General features: G+C 43.2%; 20 protein-coding genes. 16 read left to right on the top strand and 4 right to left on the bottom strand.

The window, feature by feature from the left end; genetic code table 11:
• Positions 1 to 87: 87 nt before the first annotated feature.
• From B9N78_RS16215 to B9N78_RS16205, 3 genes are read right to left on the bottom strand one after another with little or no spacing between them, the layout of a single operon-like run.
• Positions 88 to 675, bottom strand: coding sequence for an indolepyruvate oxidoreductase subunit beta (locus B9N78_RS16215; protein ID WP_085104221.1), 588 nt, complete (start codon positions 673 to 675; stop codon positions 88 to 90).
• Positions 675 to 2519, bottom strand: coding sequence for an indolepyruvate ferredoxin oxidoreductase subunit alpha (gene iorA / locus B9N78_RS16210; protein ID WP_085104219.1), 1845 nt, complete (start codon positions 2517 to 2519; stop codon positions 675 to 677). Before iorA ends, B9N78_RS16215 begins: the two co-directional genes overlap by 1 nt.
• An 18-nt stretch (positions 2520 to 2537) precedes the next feature.
• Positions 2538 to 3191 carry a tetratricopeptide repeat protein gene (locus B9N78_RS16205; RefSeq protein ID WP_085104217.1) on the bottom strand — a complete coding sequence of 218 codons (654 nt, stop codon included), beginning with the start codon at positions 3189 to 3191 and terminating at the stop codon, positions 2538 to 2540.
• 314 nt (positions 3192 to 3505) lie between these two features.
• Here B9N78_RS16205 and B9N78_RS16200 point away from each other — a divergent pair, with 314 nt between their 5' ends.
• Entirely contained in the window at positions 3506 to 4765 is a 1260-nt protein-coding gene (locus B9N78_RS16200) for a glutamate-5-semialdehyde dehydrogenase (RefSeq protein ID WP_085104215.1), read from the top strand.
• A 102-nt stretch (positions 4766 to 4867) separates the two neighbouring features.
• Entirely contained in the window at positions 4868 to 5521 is a 654-nt protein-coding gene (gene nadD, locus B9N78_RS16195; protein WP_085104213.1) for a nicotinate-nucleotide adenylyltransferase, read from the top strand.
• Here the strand turns inward: nadD and B9N78_RS16190 are convergent.
• Positions 5499 to 6512 carry a glycosyltransferase family 9 protein gene (locus B9N78_RS16190; protein WP_085104211.1) on the bottom strand — a complete coding sequence of 338 codons (1014 nt, stop codon included), beginning with the start codon at positions 6510 to 6512 and terminating at the stop codon, positions 5499 to 5501. The two genes, nadD and B9N78_RS16190, sit on opposite strands and share 23 nt — an antisense overlap.
• Positions 6513 to 6781: 269 nt before the next feature.
• On the opposite strand from B9N78_RS16190, the gene B9N78_RS16185 reads away from it, so the two are divergent.
• The 14 genes from B9N78_RS16185 to guaB all read left to right on the top strand — a co-directional run bounded on the left by B9N78_RS16185 (position 6782) and on the right by guaB (position 20194).
• Complete coding sequence (locus tag B9N78_RS16185; protein WP_085104209.1) at positions 6782 to 7837, top strand: hemolysin family protein; 1056 nt, start codon at positions 6782 to 6784, stop codon at positions 7835 to 7837.
• A gap of 18 nt (positions 7838 to 7855) precedes the next feature.
• On the top strand, positions 7856 to 8272 hold the full coding sequence (locus B9N78_RS16180; RefSeq protein ID WP_085104207.1) for a cytochrome c maturation protein CcmE: 417 nt from the start codon (positions 7856 to 7858) through the stop codon (positions 8270 to 8272).
• A 100-nt stretch (positions 8273 to 8372) separates the two neighbouring features.
• On the top strand, positions 8373 to 10250 hold the full coding sequence (locus B9N78_RS16175; protein WP_085104205.1) for a heme lyase CcmF/NrfE family subunit: 1878 nt from the start codon (positions 8373 to 8375) through the stop codon (positions 10248 to 10250).
• 11 nt (positions 10251 to 10261) lie between these two features.
• A complete protein-coding gene (locus B9N78_RS16170) occupies positions 10262 to 10942 on the top strand; it encodes an ABC transporter ATP-binding protein (protein WP_170921455.1) in 681 nt (226 codons plus the stop codon).
• Entirely contained in the window at positions 10936 to 11613 is a 678-nt protein-coding gene (locus B9N78_RS16165; RefSeq protein WP_085104203.1) for a heme exporter protein CcmB, read from the top strand. The genes B9N78_RS16170 and B9N78_RS16165 overlap by 7 nt, the downstream gene beginning before the upstream one ends.
• A 42-nt stretch (positions 11614 to 11655) precedes the next feature.
• The gene (locus B9N78_RS16160) at positions 11656 to 12321 is read left to right on the top strand and encodes a cytochrome c biogenesis protein (protein WP_085104201.1); all 666 of its coding nucleotides are present in this window, start codon (positions 11656 to 11658) and stop codon (positions 12319 to 12321) included.
• Positions 12322 to 12339: 18 nt separating this feature from the next.
• Entirely contained in the window at positions 12340 to 12480 is a 141-nt protein-coding gene (locus tag B9N78_RS16155; protein WP_085104199.1) for a CcmD family protein, read from the top strand.
• Positions 12470 to 13099: a tetratricopeptide repeat protein gene (locus B9N78_RS16150; protein ID WP_085104197.1), complete on the top strand. Its 630-nt coding sequence runs from the start codon at positions 12470 to 12472 to the stop codon at positions 13097 to 13099. The genes B9N78_RS16155 and B9N78_RS16150 overlap by 11 nt, the downstream gene beginning before the upstream one ends.
• A 439-nt stretch (positions 13100 to 13538) precedes the next feature.
• Positions 13539 to 14675, top strand: coding sequence for a branched-chain amino acid ABC transporter substrate-binding protein (locus B9N78_RS16145; protein WP_085104194.1), 1137 nt, complete (start codon positions 13539 to 13541; stop codon positions 14673 to 14675).
• An 88-nt stretch (positions 14676 to 14763) separates the two neighbouring features.
• On the top strand, positions 14764 to 15666 hold the full coding sequence (locus B9N78_RS16140; protein WP_085104192.1) for a branched-chain amino acid ABC transporter permease: 903 nt from the start codon (positions 14764 to 14766) through the stop codon (positions 15664 to 15666).
• 81 nt (positions 15667 to 15747) lie between these two features.
• Positions 15748 to 16971, top strand: coding sequence for an ABC transporter permease subunit (locus B9N78_RS16135; RefSeq protein WP_085104190.1), 1224 nt, complete (start codon positions 15748 to 15750; stop codon positions 16969 to 16971).
• Entirely contained in the window at positions 16964 to 17764 is an 801-nt protein-coding gene (locus B9N78_RS16130; protein WP_085104188.1) for an ABC transporter ATP-binding protein, read from the top strand. The genes B9N78_RS16135 and B9N78_RS16130 overlap by 8 nt, the downstream gene beginning before the upstream one ends.
• The gene (locus B9N78_RS16125) at positions 17757 to 18464 is read left to right on the top strand and encodes an ABC transporter ATP-binding protein (protein ID WP_085104187.1); all 708 of its coding nucleotides are present in this window, start codon (positions 17757 to 17759) and stop codon (positions 18462 to 18464) included. The genes B9N78_RS16130 and B9N78_RS16125 overlap by 8 nt, the downstream gene beginning before the upstream one ends.
• 272 nt (positions 18465 to 18736) lie before the next feature.
• Positions 18737 to 20194: an IMP dehydrogenase gene (gene guaB / locus B9N78_RS16120; protein ID WP_085104185.1), complete on the top strand. Its 1458-nt coding sequence runs from the start codon at positions 18737 to 18739 to the stop codon at positions 20192 to 20194.
• Positions 20195 to 20212 lie beyond the last annotated feature (18 nt).

The following is a 20212-nucleotide window of genomic DNA, read 5'->3' as shown; positions in this document are numbered from 1 at the left end:
CGCGGTTTCGGCCTAAATTTCAGTTGTCGTAAATCAGTATAAAGTCGACAGCCGCAGCTTTCGTCGCGGCTGTCGAGGTATTTTTTATCAGGATACAGCATCCACCCCTAACTTAAGGGCTTTAATGTTTATATCCGCTACTTTCGGCTTCATGACAGATTTAATAGTTTCTGCCAGATTTTCCGGGCTTAAAGGAATTAATCCTGTTGCGCAGAGAGCTCCAAGCAGAGCTATGTTACCACTTTGAACAGCTCCGGCTTCAAGTCCTAAGCTTTGACATGGGATAAAGTATGCTTTGCGCGCGCAAGAGTTTACTTTTTTCTTGATGTACTCCAAAGGGACTTCATCTGCTTTACCTGTTGCGACACTAAGTGGAGGAATGCTTTCAGTATTTGAAAGAATGACACCACCCGGCTTCAGGTAAGGAAGAGCGCGGAGTGTTTCAAGCGGTTCAAAGCCAAGAATTATATCAGCTTCACCGTGTGCTATTTTCGGAGAAGACATGCCGAGAAGAATTGCTGATTCAACAACTCCGCCTCGTTGTGCCATTCCGTGGATTTCACCTGCAGTCACATCGGTTCCGTTGTCAAGGATTGCCTGTGCAAGAAGATTTGTGGCTGTCAGGGTTCCCTGGCCGCCGACACCGGTCATGAATATGCGCAACCTTGTACTCATTAGCTGCTCCTCTTTCTGGCTTTAATGTCTTTTGTCATTTGCAGGCAAAGCATACAGCCAGAGCAAAGAATTTCATTAATTTGAATCCCGTCAGTACTTTTTTCAAAAGCAGGGCATGCAATTGCTTCCATGCAGCTGACGACTTCGTCACTCTGGTTCGCAACATATGCAGTCTGAGTAGCTTTTTTACCCAAGGCTCTTTTAGCAAAAAGCGGACATGGATCTTTTGCTATCAGAACCCTTACTCCTTTCAGAGCCTTGAGTTCTTCAAGAGCTTTGAAAGTCGCTTTCTGATTAAGCGGGCTTACAGTGCGCACTTCATTTACGCCGCATCCCTTAACGATTGCTTCAATACTGATCTGAGCCGGATTAGAGCCGAGCAGTGTTGTTTCAACCCCGGGGTTAGGCTGATGCCCTGTCATAGCCGTGGTACTGTTATCAAGAATTACCAGTAAGATATCGTGCTGATTGAAGACTGCATTTACCAGTCCGGTTATTCCGGAATGGAAAAACGTGGAGTCTCCGATAAAACCGACCGCTGTCTGTCCGGAAGCTTTAGAGATTCCGGATCCGGCAGAGATAGATGATCCCATACAGAGCAGGAAATCCGCCGCATTAAGCGGAGGAAGAATCCCGAGAGTATAGCATCCGATATCTGATGAACAGATTGCTTCAGGTCCGAAAACTTTCTTCGCAGCATAATACGTTGCACGATGAGGGCATCCGGCACAAAGATTCGGAGGTCTTACTGCAAGGCCTTGTTCGGCTTCACAAAAATTGATCTTTTCAGGAACAATTCCGAGAACTTCGTGAATTACAGCAGAAACATTACCTGTGGAGTATTCTCCATTGAGTGGTAAGTTTTTGTTTTCTTTACCTATGATTTCTATAGAAATAGAATTTTTCTGAGCTAAAACTCTAAATTCTTTTTCAAGTAACGGCTCAAGTTCTTCGAGAATAATAACCTTATCTACAGATGACATAAAATCTGTAACAAGTTTTTCAGGAAGAGGGAAAGTAAATCCCAGTTCGAGCAATTTAAATTTATCAGTAAGGCCGGAATCTGTAAGCGCATCATGAATGTATGCTCTGCTGATACCGGAAGCAACAATACCTATTTTCCCGTTACCGGAAATTTTATTGTATTTTGAATTTTCAGCCAGTTCACGCAAATCTTCAAGTTTCTTAAGCAGCGCGACATGCATCGGGCGGGCAAAAGCCGGAATCGGTACAAACTTTGAAGGATCACGTTTAAAACCTTCAGGAGCCGCCAGCTTGGTGATCGAACCGAATTCGACCGGACCGCGCAAGTGGTTTACTCTGGTTGTGGTTCTAAGCAGAACAGGAGAAGACATTTCACGTGACAGTCTAAGTGCGTCACGAGTCATATCCTTTGCTTCTTGCGCTGTAGACGGCTCAAAGCAAGGTATCCCTGCAAGGCGCGCATAGTAGCGGTTGTCCTGTTCATTTTGACTTGAATGGCAACCGGGATCGTCAGCGGAAAGAAGTACCAGACCGCCGGGAGTTCCTATATATGCCAGCGTCATGAGCGGGTCAGCCGCAACGTTAACACCGACATGCTTCATTGTTGTCAGAACCATTGCTCCGGCAAGAGTCGCTCCGCCGCCTACTTCGAGTGCGACTTTTTCATTTACTGAGTATTCAAATGAAAAATCACCCTCGCTTGACAGGCGAAAAAAAGTATCCGGCACTTCTGATGAAGGGGTACCCGGATAGCATGTCACCATCTGTATTCCGGCTTCAATAGCTCCGCGGACAATTGCTTCATTGCCCAGCAGGAGCTTTTTCTGGCCCGGATTATCTGAGAGAAGTGGATGAGCCATTAATGCGCTCCTATCTTATTAAAGCTTAGCCTTAAGTTCTACAATTTTGCTCTCAAGGTAGAGTTTCTGTGCAGGATTGTTGTTTAACAGTCCCTGATAAGCCTGAATTGCAAGCTGATTGTTACCGGCTTTTTCAGCGGCACTGGCGAGCAATCTGTCAATTGTGTTTGCGAAGTTCTCGCCGACTTTATTCTTAAGATCTTGTAGAACTTTGACAGCTTCTTCAGGTTTATCTGAAAGAACCAAACATTTTGCCTGTCCGATGGAAGCGACCGGAGCCATAGCTTCATCACTTTTTGCGATTTCAGCCCAAACAGCTGCAGCTTGTGTAAACTTAGAAGCATCCATCCATGCTTTTGCGAGAGCCAGCTCTACAGCAGGTTTCATTTCAGCAGGAGTTGTTTTCAAAAAGACTGCAAGTTCTTCAGCTTTTTTCTCGCCGCTGTATTTGATAAGAATAGTCCCTAATTCACTTTGAGCCTTCAACTGACTGCGGTGCTGCATATGTTGGTATCCGGCAATTCCTGCAGCAATAATAAGAATTGCTGCAACCCCTGCAATGATCATCTTCCCGTGTTCAAGAAGATAGTCGAGAAAAGGATGAATACTGTCTGGTACTGATGCCTGCACCTGTTCTAAAATGTCGTGTGTGGTCTGATTGTTTTCTTCCATTTTAAAGAAGAGCCTCCAGGATATTGTTGGATTTAGCACAAAGTTAAGTGCGCTTTATAAAGTAGTCTGACAAAAAGGTCAAAACTGAATTTTAAAGTTAACACCCCGTAAAATTAGATAAAATCATAAACAGTCTGAAATTAAATACAAAAAAAGTAAAAAAAATAAGTACGTTTTTCGGGAGATATCTCGAAAAAAGCTCCTCATAGGTAATTGGTAGTTGACTTTTTTGCAATATCCTTAGTAGCCCAAATTGAGCAAACGGTGAAAATAAATTTTTTAAAATAATATATTTTGTTCAGAGGTGGGATAAAATGAATTTTGCAGAATCGATGAAAGACGTAGCTCGTAAGGCTAAATCCGCATCACGGAAAATTTCGTGTGCAGACGGTTCAACTCGGAATGGCGTTATTTTAAAATTGGCATCACTGCTTAAGCAGGAGCAGGAATATATCTTTGCTGAAAATCGTAAAGACCTTGAAGCTGCTAAAGCAAACGGACTTGATGCCGCGCGCATGCAGCGTCTTGAAATTTCTCCTGCTGTTTTAAATTACATGATTCAGGGATGTAATGAGGTTGCCGCGCAAACTGATCCGGTTGGCGAAATTGAAAGAATGGAAAGACGTCCCAGCGGTGTAACTGTCGGTAAAATGCGCATTCCTCTCGGTGTTATTATGATGATTTTCGAATCTCGTCCGAATGTAACGGTCGATGCTGCCGTGCTTTGTTTGAAAGCCGGTAATTCCGTTATATTGAGAGGCGGATCTGAAGCTATTCACTCAAATTTAGCACTGGCTTCACTTATTCATAAGGCTCTTGAAAGTAATAATTTGCCTGCTGATGCAGTTCAGGTGGTTTCGGTAACTGACCGGGAAGCAGTCAGCGAACTGCTTAAACTTGATCAATATATCGACGTAGTTATTCCTCGCGGCGGAGAAGGGTTGATCCGTGCTGTCGTTCAGCAGGCCACCATGCCTGTTCTCAAACATTACAAAGGTGTTTGCCATATTTTTGTCGATAAATTCGCGGACATTGCAAAATCAGTCGATATCATTAAAAATGCTAAAACTCAGAAGCCCGGTGTTTGTAATGCTCTTGAAGGCGTTCTGGTTCATGAAGATATCGCTGAGGATTTTCTACCTGCAATGGCTACAATTCTTGGTGCATGCGGTGTCCAGTTCAGAGCATGTCCTCGGTCCATGGGGTTGCTTGGTAAAACTGCCATAGCCGCAACTATTGATGACTACGGGTATGAATTTCTTGATTTGATCCTGACTGTTAAAGTTGTTTCAAGTCAGGATGAGGCTCAGGATTATATTGCCAGATACGGTTCAAATCATACTGAAGTTATCCTGACAAAAGATCATGATCGCGCTATGCGTTTTGTGCGGGAAGTAGATGCCTCAATGGTCGGAGTCAATTGCTCTACCAGGTTTAATGACGGCGGACAGCTCGGACTGGGGGCAGAAATAGGAATTTCTACTTCAAAGCTTCATTCTTATGGCCCTATGGGAGCCAAAGAGCTGACCAGTACAAAATTTATTTCGCTCGGAGAATGGAACGTCCGTTTATAGTTAACGCATTGGAACTGTTCAGTATAACTTTATAGTTAATAATTAAATTCCCGGTGAGATTTGTTTTAAGATCTCATCGGGAATTTTTTGAGGTTGTCGGTTATGAAAATAGGGTTGTTCGGCGGCACTTTTAATCCTGTTCACAACACGCACATTGACGTTGCGGCAGCAGTCAGGGAACGCCTCGGTCTTGATCAGGTTCTGTTTGTACCGGCCGGAAATCCCTATCATAAAAAAGATAGAGCCCTGCTGCCTGCAGAACTTCGTTTTAAACTTATCCGGAAAGCTGTTGAGGGTTTAGACAATATAGATGTCTGCGATATCGATATGCAGTCAGACGGTCCAACTTATACAGTGCACACACTTGAAGAAGCATTAAAACGTTATCCGGATGATGATCTATATTTTTTGATGGGTCAGGATACTTTTAATTCTTTGCCTCAGTGGAAAGATTGGGAGAAGATTCCGCTTCTTGCAAATATTGTTGCTGTCAGCAGAGAAAAATCTGATCCCGGTCAAATGGCTATATTTTTTAAGAAATTGTTCTCAGATGTTAAAAATACGGGCTTAAATGAGTGGAAGCTGAAAGGCGGAAAATCTGTTTACATAATTGACGATTTTGATTTTAAAATCAGTTCAACCTTTGTTCGTAACGTCTGGATAAAAGGCGGAGACATAAGCCTGTATGTTCCCGCCGCGGTTGCTGAATTTATTGAAGATAATAGAGAAGAATTTAAGCAGTACTGGAATTTATAATAATTTTAAGAATGGATTCAGGACGAATATTTTTCAGACATTCACGATTGTTGCTGCAATTGCTTTTTCCGTGAAGTGAGCATGGACGGCATTCAAGGTCTGATTCCAATATCCGGTCATTTTTTCCTGCCGGATAAAATCCCCACGCTCTGGAAGTAGGGCCGAACATAGCAATGACCGGAGTGCCCACCCCTGCGGCAAGGTGCATAGGTCCGGAATCACCCGTTACCAGATACTTAGCTTCACTGAGTAGAGCGCATGTCTGTCGCAACGAAAATTTATTTGTAAAATTCCATTCAGGTTTATCTACATTTAGTTCGTTTGCATCTTTCCCGATAACTGCCCACTGAATACCTTTCTTATCAAGCTGATTTATAAGCTCAATCCAGTATTCACGCGGCCATACTTTGTCAGGGTGCGTGGCATACGGGTGAAGAGCAATAAAGCCTTGGCTTAAGTTTTTTTGAGCCATCATCGAAAGAGCATCTTCTTTTTCGCCATCTGTAAGACAAATATGTGGTATGAGTTCTTCAGGATCAGGAAGTTCTTTTTCTATAGCCGAAGCATAGCGTACAGTTACGGGTCTACTCTCTAAAACTTTTTCAAGCTTTTCTGATCCGGTCAATTTAAAAACTCTTCTTTCGAGGCTGAATTTTTTGTACCGCGAAACAGGGCCGTGCCAGCGCAAGGAAAGAATTCTGGATCTGAGGGTAGAGTGCAGGTCAATCAGTTCACATCCTTCATATTTGCCGGCAATTTCTCCGGCTTTAACAATCCATGCTATATTACCGAGGTCTTCTTTATTAAGAATTATAATTTCAGTTATATTCGGATTGTTTTCTAAGGGGGCAGCATATTGCTGTTTGGTAATTACGCTAAAGGTCCAGCCATATTTCTCAGCCCAGAAGTCTATGATTCCGGTTGTCAGGATTAAGTCTCCAAGAGCACTGAGCCGGAATAATATTTTGTGATTATCTTTTGATTTGTACATTATCGGCCTATTTTAATTGCGCTCGGCAAAAGGTCAATGTAAATTTTATCTGAAAATTTCTCAGAATCGGCCAGCGAAGAAGTTATTTAGTGAAGCATTTAAAGTTTAATTATACTGTGCCATTATTTAAAAGTCGGGATATTCTCCTTATGTGGTATGGATTTGACCGAAAGAGTCCTATTTCTGTTGCACCTGTAGTTTCCTTCTGATAGTTGTCTAGTTATATTTATTGCAGATCATCATTTTGATTAACTTTAACAAAAAAATTAATGCTGGATCTAATACTTTCCGTCGGGTTGGCTACGATCATATCTGCTTACTGTTCTGTCAGTGAAGCTGTATTTTATTCTTTTCCACGGAGCAGGATAGAAAGGCTGCGTAAAGAAGGTCATAAGTCAGGGATCATCCTGCACAAACTTCGTCTAAACGTTGAAAAGCCAATTACAGCAATATTAACTCTTAATACTGTTGCCAACACCGCCGGAGCCTCAATTGCCGGAGCCGCGTGGAGCAATGTATACGGAGCAGATACTCTGCCTTGGTTTGCTGTTGGATTCACACTTATTATTTTACTTTTTTCTGAAATTCTTCCCAAGACATTGGGAATTGTTTACTGCCACTCCTTGGGAGCTGCGCTTGCGCGTCCTATCGAAATAATGGTCTGGATATTTTCTCCAGTTATTTGGGTGTGTGGATTTCTTGCCCGCCTTGTAAGCAGGGGGAGCAAAGGACCGCAGGTTACGGAAGATGACATCAGAGCAATGGTCAGCTTAACTCGAAAATCCGGGGCGATTAAACCTTATGAAGCCCTCTCAATTGCTAACATCCTGTCGTTGGACGACAAGATTGTGGAGCAAATTATGACCCCCCGGACTGTAGTGTTTTCCCTGCCCACTGACATGACCGTCGCTGAGGCGCATGAAAAGTACAGTGCATGGCCTCATAGTCGTATTCCTGTGTATGAAGGTGATAATTCTGAGGAAGTCGTAGGAGTCATCTACAGGCGGCTTGTTTTTGAAGCTCTTGCAGATGATAAGGATGAAATCAAACTCTCTGAGTTGATGAAACCTGTCCGATTTGTACTTGAAAATATCACCCTCGACAAACTGCTGGTTAAATTTCTTGAAAGTCGCATGCACTTATTTGTTGTGCTCGACGAGTATGGAGGAATGTCCGGCGTTGTCACTCTTGAAGATGTAATGGAAGAAATTCTCGGGAGCGAGATTGTAGATGAGACCGATCAGGTTGTAGACATGCGCGAACTTGCTCACAAGAGAAGAGAAAAACTTATTGTCAATCGGAGAAATAAAACCTCTGACATTTAGAATATAACGGAGAACAATATGGCCAAAAAAAGCGGAAAAGGCGTTTATATTGCCGCCTTGATACTTTTTCTGGGTGGACTGGGATGGCTTGTTTATTCTGGGCTTTCTCAGGACAGTGTATACTTTCTCAACGTTTCGGAAGCTCTTGCCATGGATGAAAGTCATCTTGGGCAATCCAGACTTTTCGGTAAGGTCGGCCCTCAAAATATTGAAAGAACTAACGGCGGTCTTGGTGTGACTTTTGATCTTACAGATCAAAAAAATCCAAGCCAGAGTATTCGTGTTGAATACCGCGGTGCTGTTCCTGATACATTTAAGGTTGCAGCTGAAGTTATCGTTGAAGGTGCTTTTATCAATGGGAACAAGGCGTTTAAAGCCAATTCATTGATAACTAAGTGCCCGTCAAAATACCAGTCGAAAAATCGTAAAGGGTAACTTTGATTTTAAAATGATCCTGTCAGGGGTAAGTCAACCTGTCAGGATTTTTTATGTTTAACTGCTTGATTTAAATATCCATTCATGGAGTCGATATAATATGCAAATTATTGCCAATCTGATGCTTTTGCTTGCACTCTTGGCCTCGCTTGGAGCTGGGGCATATGCCTGTCTTTCACTGCTTACAGGCAGGCGCAATGTGCTTGTGTTGTTAGACAGAGCTAATCTTGTTGTGGCTGGATTTGTTACAATTGCAACTGTGATTCTGACCATAGCTCTGCTCAGCAGTGATTATTCATACATGTATGTCTACGAACATGTAGATAATACATTGCCTCTTTTTTACACAATTACTGCCCTTTGGGCCGGAGCAGAAGGGTCTTTGCTTTTCTGGATTTTCTCCATAGCTGCTATGGGTGTAATTTTTTCAAGATTTCAAATTTTTAATGAATTCTCTGAAAAAACACGCCTTTATTACTGGCTGTTTTACATGATCGTGATGGCTTTTTTCCTTTTAATAGTGACATGCTGGTCCAGTCCTTTTATGGAACTTGTTCCTGTTCCGACTGACGGTAGAGGTCTTAATCCATTGCTCAGAAATCCGGGCATGATTTTTCATCCACCTCTTCTATTTCTCGGCTACGCAGCTTTTACAAGTCCTGCAGCTCTTGCTCTTGCTGCATTTATTTGCGGTGAAACAAAGTCATGGGTCAGGTTTTGTCGTAACTGGAATATTCTTGCTTGGGTTTTTCTCACAGCCGGAATTATTCTCGGCGGCTGGTGGTCTTATATGGAACTGGGATGGGGCGGATACTGGGCATGGGATCCAGTTGAAAATGCTTCGCTTATTCCATGGCTCAGTGCGACTGCCTTTATGCACACCGCAATTATTGAACTAAGGCGGAAGGCTCTGCAAAAGACAAATGTCTTTTTAATGAGTCTTACTTTCCTGCTTTGTATTTTCGGAACATATCTGGTCCGGAGCGGAGTTGTTCAGTCTCTTCACGCTTTCGGTGAAGGAGGGGTAGGGCTTCCGCTTGCTTTATTTATGCTATCCTCCCTTGGTTTGACTGTACTGGTTCTGTTTATCGGACAGCGTCAGGATTCGAAGTCTCTTTCCAACCTCGGAAGCAGGCAGGGATTACTTGTAATAGCCGCATGGGCGTTACTTGCACTTGGACTGATTGTTGGTTTGGGCACAATGTGGCCCGTCATCAGCAAGATGTGGAGTTCAAATCCTGTTGGTCTTGAAGCTAATTTTTATAACCGCGTATGTCTGCCGCTGTTCACTTTGTTGATTCTTCTTTTTGCTGTATGCCCATGGCTCAGCTGGAAAGAAGGAATCAGAGATAAGCGTGGACTTGCTCTTGTCATTGCCGCCTTTATCTGCGGACTGGCTGTCAGCTGGATGGCAGGATTGCATCATCCGTTAGGTCTCATTACATCTGCGGCGGCCATTGCTGCGCTTGTCGGGATTGTCGGAGTATTTATTTTTATACCAGAGGTCCGCAAAGTTACCTCAACTATGGGAATCTACGGCATTCACTTCGGTGTCGCGCTCGTTTTTCTCGGTGTTGCATGGTCTGGACCTAATCAAGTTGTGGGTGAGTTTGTGCTCAGTAAAGGCCAAAGTGCTCAGATCGCAGATTATACCTTAACTTTTAAAGAATATTCAGAAAGTCAGACTCCGGCAATTGCTAAGATTGCATCACTTGTTGAAGTAACCAAAGATGGTAAGCATGTCGGGCTCTTGAATCCTGAACGTCGAATATACCGTAATTTCCCTCAGCCGTTTGCGGAGGTCTCTGTTATCCCCGGGCTCGGTGATGAAATTTACGGTGTCCTGCTCGGTGTTGACGAAAAAGGCGCAGTAACGATTAAAGTAAGCGTGAATCCTTTGATCAACTGGATGTGGATCGGGGGTACTTTGATGTGTCTGTTCGGGCTGGTTTCGTTCAGGAAGACTCGTTTAAGTTAAGGCGGCTTTAAGTGGAAAACAATGAAAGTATAGCCCTTAAAGTGCGCAATGCTGCCAAACTTTTTGGCACAAGGCTGATATTTAAGAATGTGAGTTGCGATGTGCGCAGGGGGGAAATTCTCCTTGTGGTCGGGCGCAACGGTGCTGGTAAAACAACTTTGTTAAAAATCATGGCGGGGCTGTCACGCCCTTCGGCAGGATCAGCAGAGATTATTACCGCTCCTGAGAAAACAGCTTATCTCGGGCATTCCACATTTATTTATCCGCGGCTCAGTGCTTTAAGAAATCTGTCTTTCTGGGCTTCCATGTATGGTCTTTCTCCATCCCGCGATGAACTTATGACTTTGCTGCGCAGAGTCGGTCTTGAAAGAGCCGCAGAAGAACTTGCCGGTTCCTTTTCACGAGGAATGGCACAGCGTCTTAATCTGGCGCGGGTTTTTCTGATTGATCCTGATCTTCTCTTTTTAGATGAACCGGGAACAGGGCTCGATCAAAGTTCGCTCCGTCTTCTCCGTGAAGAAGTTGTAGCTCTGCGTGACCGGGGCGCGGCGGTTGTCTGGATTAGCCATGATGTGAATCATGATATGACACTTGCTGATAGAATACTCGGTCTTGCAAGTAACAAGCTTGAGTATCTCGGTTCTGCGGTTGATTTTGATCCGGAAACAGTTCTCGGAGGGAAGGTATGCTGAAACGGGGACTGACCATTGCTGCCAAAGATCTAAAACTGTCGGTCGGCGGAGGACAGGGGTTAACGCAAGCAGTTCTTTTAGGACTTTTGCTTATCTTTGTTTTCAGTCTTTCGCGTCCGGCGGGACAACTTATAGAAGCTCAGGCTGCGTCAGCTATATTTTGGCTGGCTTCATCCTTCGGGCTGGTATTGGTTTTTAATACTTTGTTTTCTATGGAAGAATCAAATGAGGCAAGATTGGGGCTGCTGTCTTCACCCGTCCCGCTTCATGCTATCTGGTTCGGAAAAGGTTTAGCAGGATTAGTACTGCTGCTGTGTTCACAGCTGGTATTTCTTCCGGCTACAATTGTGTTTTTAGGTCAGGATTTAAACGGCTCTTTTGCATTTTTTGCAATTGTCGTTTTAGCAGCGGATTGGGGGCTTGTTTCGCTTGGAGCATTGCTTGGTGCAATCTCTCAGGGGCAAGCCGCGCGGGAATCGCTTTTGTCAGTTATTCTCTTTCCTCTGCTTCTGCCTATTCTGCTCGGCTCAATACAATTGATGACTTCTGTTTTTTCAGGAGTCGAGGCTCTTGATCAATCATCGTGGCTGGGGATTATTTTTTCTTCATCCGCGTTGTTCAGCGGAGCCGGCCTTATTCTCTTTCCTTTTGTATATAGTGGTGAACAGTAATATGTTCATGTATAAAAATATAACTGTACTACGGAGCGTTAAATGAGTCTTGCAATTGTTGCGCTGATTACCGGCATTGCCCTGTGTATCGGGCAATACTTCATCTGGATCTATGCTCCGATCGAGATGACTATGGGATTGGTGCAGAAAATATTCTACATTCATATGCCTATGGCGGTATGGGCCATGATCAGTTTTTTCGTGGTCTTTATTTTCAGTGCGATGTATTTGCTTAAAAGAGATATCAAGTTTGATTATATGGCTGGAGCCGCAGCTGAAATCGGAGTTGTTTTCAGCGGCCTTGCACTTATAACAGGTTCTTTATGGGGACGTGCGGCATGGAATGTCTGGTGGACATGGGACCCCAGACTTACCACAACACTTATAATGTGGTTTGTTTATGCTGCTTATCTGGTCCTCAGAACTTCACCCATGTCTGCTGAACGCAGATCTTTAGTATGCGCTGTACTCGGTATTGTTGCCTTTGTTGATGTTCCTCTCGTCTTCTATTCAGCGCGACTTTGGAGAAGTGTACATCCTGCGGTGCTCGGGGCCAAAGGAGGCGGAATGGCTCCTGAAATGTTGACCACATTGCTGGTTAATATTTCAGCTTTTGGACTTCTATGGCTGGTCTTGCTGGTCGTCCGTTTTCGTCAAGCCCGTCTTGCCGGAAAGATTGATGCCCGGCTGGTCTGGGATAATGAATAATATCAGGAGTTATTATATATGATAAATGAAACATACCTGCTTATCGCAAATATTGCTGTATGGATAGGAATTGCCGGATATCTCGCTTTTATCGCGGCCAAAGGTGTTGCCATGGAACGGCGCATAGCTCAGCTGGAGATATTAGATAATGACAAATAGACAACAGATAAATCCGGTCGGCGCAGGTTTTGGACTAGGCGGCGGGCAAAAAATTGTCGTATGGTTGCTTGGAGTTGCTCTGCTTGTAATTTTTGTGTCATCGCTGACCTATCGTATGAACCATCCCGGTAATAAGGTTGAATTTCAGCAGGAAAGTAAATCATCCGGTATGGGCATGAATCAGGAAGCTTTGGGCGAAAGCATGAAAGAAATCCGTAAACTTATGGATAGTATGCGCGCAAATCCTGAGGATATGAAAGTTCAGCTTGATCTTGCAAATGCTTTTATGATGATCCGAGCCTATGACCGTGCACAAACCTTTTTTGAAAAGGTTGTAGCAAATGAACCTACCAATACAAATGCTCTGATGGGTCTTGGGATGTGCTACTATCAGGCGGAACAGTTTGATAAGGCGGCTAAAGAATTTGATAAAATTCTGGAAGTTGACCCTGATGATTCCATGGCTAATTTTAATGCCGGAATTATTAAAAAATACTATCTTCATGCTCATGAAGATGCTGATGAACACTTCAGAAAGATTATCGCAAATCCCAAAGCCACGCCGGACATGAAAACTCATGCAGAAGAAGAATTAAAGAAAAAGGTTCAAGAAGAATAATTAAATTAAAGGAATTCGCTTTTATAGCGGATTCCTTTTTTTTGTCTTTACAAATACGTTATTTATTCAGCTGGCGTTTTAAATTTGTTATATGTTTTATATCTTTTTTTTAAATTAAACCGTGTAATTTGGTTTTTTTTGTAAATTCCACCTTATTTTATTCGTTTTAAGAACCATGTTATTGACAAACATGCTTAATGTTAGCTAATTTATTTACTGAGATTTGGGATTTATCTAATAGAAAATCTGATTTCCATCTTGCCGGAAGGGATATCAGCTTTTGATAATGTTTCCATGTTTTGAAATTTTAAGGTCGCTCAGCCTTACTGAGCTATGGTATGGTTTTCGTGTTTTATTTTATACTGCTTAATATTTAATGATCACGAATTTAGTAACTTGGGGTACAAACCCTTAAAAATTGCAGTCAAGGAGTGTTATGATGAAACGTTCATTGCTGGTCTTGTCATGTGCATTGATGCTGACCGTCGGTATCGGTGCATTCGGTGGAGCAAAAAAAGCAGAAGCTTCTGCTAAAACAATCATTCTCGGTGTTGCCGGGGCCCACAGTGGTGACCTTGCTTCTTACGGTTTACCTTCACTTGAAGCTGCAAAGCTTGTTGTTAAGGCCGTTAATGATGCAGGCGGAGTTAATGGAGCTCAGGTTGTTATTTCCAGTCAGGATGATCAGTGTAAACCTGAATTTGCAACAAACGCTGCATTTAAACTTGTTTCCGATAAAGCTACAGTAGTACTCGGTCACATCTGCTCTGGAGCTACCAAGGCCGCTCTTCCTATCTATAAAGAGTCAAACCTTGTTTGTATGTCTCCTTCCGCAACAAATCCTCCTCTGACACAGAGCGGCGATTATCCTAACTTCTTCAGAACAATTGCTTCTGATGATGCTCAGGCTGCTCTTGCTACAAATTTCGCTATCGGTTCACTCGGACTTAAAAAAATTGCTGTAATCCATGATAAGGGTGATTACGGTAAAGGTTTTGCAGAGTTTGCTAAAGAATACATCGAAAAGTCCGGTAAAGCAGAAGTAGTCCTTTTTGAAGGAGTTACTCCAGGCGCAGTTGACTATTCAGCTGTAGTTCAGAAGATTAAAGCTTCCGGCGCAGACGGTGTTGTATTCGGTGGTTACCATCCTGAAGCTTCCAAAATTGTATCTCAGATCCGTAAAAAGAAATTAACAATTCCTTTCATTTCAGATGACGGCGTTAAGGCTCAGAAATTTATCGACGTTGCCGGTGAAGCTTCTGAAGGTGTATACGCAACAGGTCCTCGCGATATCACTGGAAACCCTATGTATAAGGTTGCTCTTGATCAGTATAAAGCAACTCATGATGACGAACCTGGCGCATTCTTCTTTGAAGCATATTCCGCAACTCAGGCTCTCTTGAAAGCGATTGAAGTAGCCGGTTCAACTGACTATGATAAGATCGTTGAAGCTCTGCGCACTCATGAAGTTGAAACTCCTGTCGGAAAGATTAAGTTCGATTCAAAGGGTGATGCTATCGGTGTCGGTTTTTCAATGTATCAGGTCAAAGACGGCGCATATCAGGAAGTTAAATAACTCCAATTCGAATTATTTAAATTAAAATCGGTTATGGAGGACAGGCGTTAAAGTCTGTCCTCCTGATCGTGATTCAGCAGGAACTTAAATGGATTATTTTTGGGAACTATTTTTCAGCGGCCTTACTCGGGGAAGTATTTACGCGCTTATAGCACTTGGCTATACCATGGTTTACGGAATCATCGAGTTAATTAACTTTGCCCATGGTGAAGTTTACATGATCGGTGCTTTTGTGGGGATGATTGTTGCGGGTGTTCTTACAAGTTTTGGATTTCCCGCGGTTTCTATTATGGTTTTGGCAAGTATGGCTGCCGTTGTTTACGCTGCTGCTTACGGATATACTCTTGAAAAAATAGCTTACCGCCCTCTTAGAAATGCTCCGAGGCTTTCTCCTCTCATTTCCGCAATCGGTATGTCTATTTTCCTTCAAAACTATGTAATGCTTTCACAGACTTCTGATTTTCTGTCATTTCCAAAACTTACACCGGAATTTGCTTTTCTTGAAAAGTATTCGTCGGTGATAGGTTCGTCAGACTTTCTTATAATTGTAGTTGCAGCTGTCGTAATGATAGCACTCAGCTTGTTCATCAAGTTCACCAGAATGGGCAAAGCTATGCGCGCCACGGCTCAGAACCGTAAAATGGCAATGCTCGTCGGCGTCAACGTTGATCAGGTCATATCGGCCACTTTTATTATCGGCTCGTCTTTGGCTGCCGTCGGTGGAGTTCTTATTGGATCTCACATAGGGCAGATCAACTTTTTCATTGGTTTTATCGCAGGTATTAAAGCTTTTACGGCCGCAGTTCTCGGCGGTATCGGTTCCATTCCGGGAGCTGTACTCGGCGGACTTATTCTCGGCTGGACTGAAAGCTTCTGCACCGGATATGTCTCAAGTGATTATGAAGATGTATTCGCGTTTGCACTGCTGGTAATTATTCTTATTTTCAGGCCTTCTGGTTTACTTGGCAAGGCTCCTGTTCAGAAGGTTTAATCGGCACAGATGTCCCTTATGATTCAGACCGCGCGTACGGCGTTCTGCCGATTTAATAGATAAAAACGGATTGTTTGCAATATGGAAGGCTTGAAAAAATCATTATTAGTCTCATTGTGGTTCATGTTCCTGGTCCTGCCTATTATGGGGGTCTTTGTGGACTCAATTGAGAATGTTGTTATATGGCGATTGGAAAGAGTTTTATACGTTGGTATCTGTACTTTTTTCCTTTCTTATCTTTGGCGTTTCATGATTCGCAAAAAGGAAGAAGGTAGAAAAGTTGATGAGGAATCCGGCGAAGAACAGGCTACCGTATTAAGTAGAATTTTTGCTAATCCGGCTGTGTATTACCCTCTGCTTGCCGGTATTTTGATTTTTGCACTGCTTTTCCCCGAACTTTTTTCAATGTATCAGGTCAATATCATGATCTCAGCACTCATTTATGTTGTGCTTGGTCTTGGTCTTAACATTGTTGTCGGGTTGGCAGGTCTTCTTGATCTAGGTTATGTGGCTTTTTATGCGGTAGGTGCTTATTCCTACGCGCTTATGAATTTATATTGGGGAGTGAATTTCTGGTTTGCCTTGCCTATCGGGGCTCTGCTCGGAGCTCTCTGCGGAATTCTGCTCGGTTTTCCCGTACTGCGACTCAGGGGAGACTATCTTGCCATTGTAACTCTTGGCTTCGGTGAAATCATTCGCCTTATTCTTGAAAACTGGGGTGATTTTACACACGGTCCGAGCGGTATCTCAAACATCCCCCGTCCTGATTTTTTCGGCCTTTTCACCGGCCTCTCAAGCTCGATCCATTTCATGTACTATATGATGATTGTACTTGTTATATTCACAATTTTTATTGTGAACAGATTAAAGAATTCTAGAATAGGCCGAGCATGGCAGGCTCTTCGTGAAGATGAAATAGCATGTCAGGCCATGGGAATAGATAAAGTTAAGACAAAGCTGATGGCGTTTGCTCTTGGAGCCACATGGGCCGGACTGGTCGGTGTTGTTTTCGCTGCGAAGACTTCATTTATTAATCCGGCAAGTTTTACATTTCTTGAGTCTGCAATCATTCTGTCAATAGTTGTTCTCGGTGGAATGGGGTCAATTCTGGGGGTTATCCTCGGTGCATTGGTACTTATTCTTCTTCCTGAATATCTCAGAGCCTTTTCCGAATACCGCATGCTTGTCTTCGGAGCTACAATGGTGCTGGTAATGGTCTTCAGGCCGCAGGGGCTTATTAGAGATGTACGACGGAAAATTGATATCAAAGCCGTCAGGAAAGCTTTAGGTGAATCCAATGAGTAATGAAAAAAGAACCGTGCTTGAAGTTACCGGTGTCTGTAAAGACTTCGGGGGGCTTAGAGCTCTTGATGATGTTAATCTTGATGTGCGCGAAGGAGAGATTGTAGCTCTTATCGGTCCTAACGGAGCTGGAAAGACCACATTTTTCAATTGCATTACCGGAATTTATACTCCTACTTTGGGAGATGTGAAGATTGATCCCGCCGGTAAGGGGTTCAAAAGAATAAACGGTATGAAGCCGAACCATGTTACAGAAATGGGGATGGCTAGAACCTTTCAGAATATTCGTCTTTTTCCCTCAATGAGTGTTATTGAAAATGTTATGATCGGATGTCACTGCCGTACAAAGGCCAGTTTCATCGGAGCCGTTTTCCGTGGTCCCGGTACAAAAAGGGAAGAACGGGAAACCATAATTAAAAGTTATGAGCTGCTGAAAGAGCTGGGGCTGGATGGTTTTTCAGACGAGCTGGCCTGCAACTTGCCTTATGGTGCGCAGCGGCGTCTTGAAATTGCAAGAGCTTTGGCGACTGATCCGTTTCTACTCCTTCTTGATGAACCTGCTGCCGGAATGAACCCGCAGGAGACTCTTGAACTTGAAGATCTGATTGTTTCTATTAAAAAGAAACATAATATTTCAGTTCTTCTGATTGAACATGATATGAAAATGGTTATGAGTCTTTCAGACCGGTTATTCGTTCTTGAATACGGTAGGGAAATTGCTCACGGAACTCCTAAGGAGATCAGCGAGAACCCCGCTGTAATCAAGGCTTATCTCGGAGAAGATTTAGATGCTTAAGCTTAAAAATATTAATACCTACTACGGCAACATTCAGGCTCTCAGAAATATAAATATCGAGGTTGCCAGAGGTGAAATAATCACTTTGATCGGAGCCAACGGAGCAGGCAAGACCACAACCCTCATGACTATCAGCGGAGTAGTTCCTCCCAGATCAGGTGAAGTATTATATGAGGGGCAACCCATTCATAAAATGAGCCCTGATAAAATAGTTAAAATGGGAATATCTCAGGTTCCGGAAGGGCGTCTTATTTTTCCTGATCTGACCATAACCGAGAATCTGGATATGGGTGCTTTTTTACGGGATGATAAAGCCGGAATCAAAGAAGATATGGATCTTGCTTTTAAACTTTTTCCTATTCTTTATGAGCGCAGAAAACAGCTCGGCGGAAATCTTTCCGGTGGTGAGCAGCAAATGCTCGCTATTTCTCGCGCTTTAATGGCCAGACCGAAGCTTCTTCTTCTGGATGAGCCTTCACTTGGACTTGCTCCGTTAATTATTCGGCAAATTTTTGAAATAGTTAAAAAAATTAACAAAGAAAGTGGAACAACCGTTTTCCTTGTTGAACAGAATGCAAACCTCGCATTAAAGACTGCTCATCGAGGTTATGTTATGGAAAACGGGGAGATAACGCTCTCTGACACCAGTGAAAATCTGCTGGCGAACGAGGATGTTAAAAAAGCTTATTTAGGACTTTAGAGTTGACAAAAGATGGCCCCGCAGATACGCGGGGCCATCTACTTTTAAATACTTTTTTTTATCGATTGAATCAGAGGCAAAAAAGTATATAGTAATATAGGATAATTTCTTAATAAATTCTGACTGGTCGAAAATCCAGTCATAAACAATTTGCTACTTGCAGCAACCCTGCTGTATTACCTGTGAAAGGCTGGCAGGGTTTGAGAGGAATCATAGTGTAATGGTTTCTCTTTTCTTTTAGCTAGTAGTTTAAAATCATATGTGAGGGAAATATGGAAAAGGTAGTTGGCCAGGCTTTGACTTTTGACGATGTTCTGCTTTTGCCTGCCTATTCGGAAGTGCTTCCCGATAAGGTGGACGTTTCCGCCAAACTGACAGAAGAGATAACTCTCGGAATACCGCTGCTCAGTGCCGCAATGGATACTGTTACTGAATCTCAGATGGCTATTTCCATGGCTCGCCATGGTGGAGTCGGTGTTGTTCACAAGAACATGAGTATCAGAGATCAGGTCCGCGAAGTTGAGAAAGTTAAAAAATCTGAAAGCGGTATGGTCACAGACCCTATTATCGTTCATCCGGAAGATACAGTCGGTAAAGCTCTTGACCTTATGGCTGAATTTAAAATTTCAGGCTTTCCTGTAGTAAAAGGTGAACACCTTGCAGGTATTATCACTAACCGTGATGTTCGCTTTGTAAAAGACAGAGACACTCTTGTTTCTGAAGTCATGACCAGTCGTAATCTTATTACTGTTCAGCACGGAATTGCTTTTGAAGAAGCCAAAAGACTTCTCCATCAGAACCGTATTGAAAAACTTTTAGTTGTTGATGAAGACAATAAACTTACCGGCCTTATCACCATTAAAGATATCGACAAAGTAAAACAATACCCGAATGCTGCAAAAGATTCGCGCGGCAGACTTCGCGTAGGTGCTGCAATCGGCATCGGTCGTGATTTCATGGAGCGCAGTTCAGCTCTTGTTGATGCCGGTGTAGACTTTCTTGCTCTTGATTCTGCGCATGGTCATTCCAAAAATATTCTGGACAGCATAAAAGAACTTCGTTCCTGCTTCCCTGATACACAGATTGTCGGTGGTAATATTGCTACCTATTCCGGAGCAATGGCTCTTGCTGATGCCGGAGTTAATGCTGTGAAAGTAGGAATCGGACCAGGGTCAATTTGCACAACACGTGTTGTTGCCGGTGTCGGCGTTCCGCAGATTACTGCAATCATGGAAGCTGTCAGAGCTTGTCAGGATAGGGGTGTATGTGTCATCGCAGACGGAGGCATTAAGTTCTCCGGTGATGTTGTGAAGGCTCTTGCAGCCGGAGCTAACACCGTTATGATGGGGTCGATGTTTGCCGGAACTGATGAAAGCCCGGGTGAAAAAGTTCTTTATCAGGGTCGTAGCTATAAGCTGTACCGCGGCATGGGATCAATCGATGCTATGAAGCAGGGTAGTTCTGACCGTTACTTCCAGAACGATACTAACAAACTTGTTCCTGAAGGTATTGTCGGACGCGTTCCTTACAAGGGGCCTGTTTCTGAAAGTATTTATCAGATGATCGGCGGCCTTCGGTCCGGTATGGGATATGTCGGGTGCGGTACTGTGAAAGAACTGCATGAAAAGGCTCAGTTTACTTCGATGACTTCGGCCGGTTTTAAAGAGAGCCATGTTCACGATGTAATTATCACTAAAGAAGCTCCCAACTATAGAGTTGATGCTTACTAATTAAAGTCAGGAGTCTTT

The organism is Desulfovibrio gilichinskyi, from assembly GCF_900177375.1.
Lineage (GTDB): Bacteria > Desulfobacterota > Desulfovibrionia > Desulfovibrionales > Desulfovibrionaceae > Maridesulfovibrio > Maridesulfovibrio gilichinskyi.
Note: the sequence above shows the minus strand (reverse complement) of the source record. Positions and strands in the feature narration are given on the sequence as shown.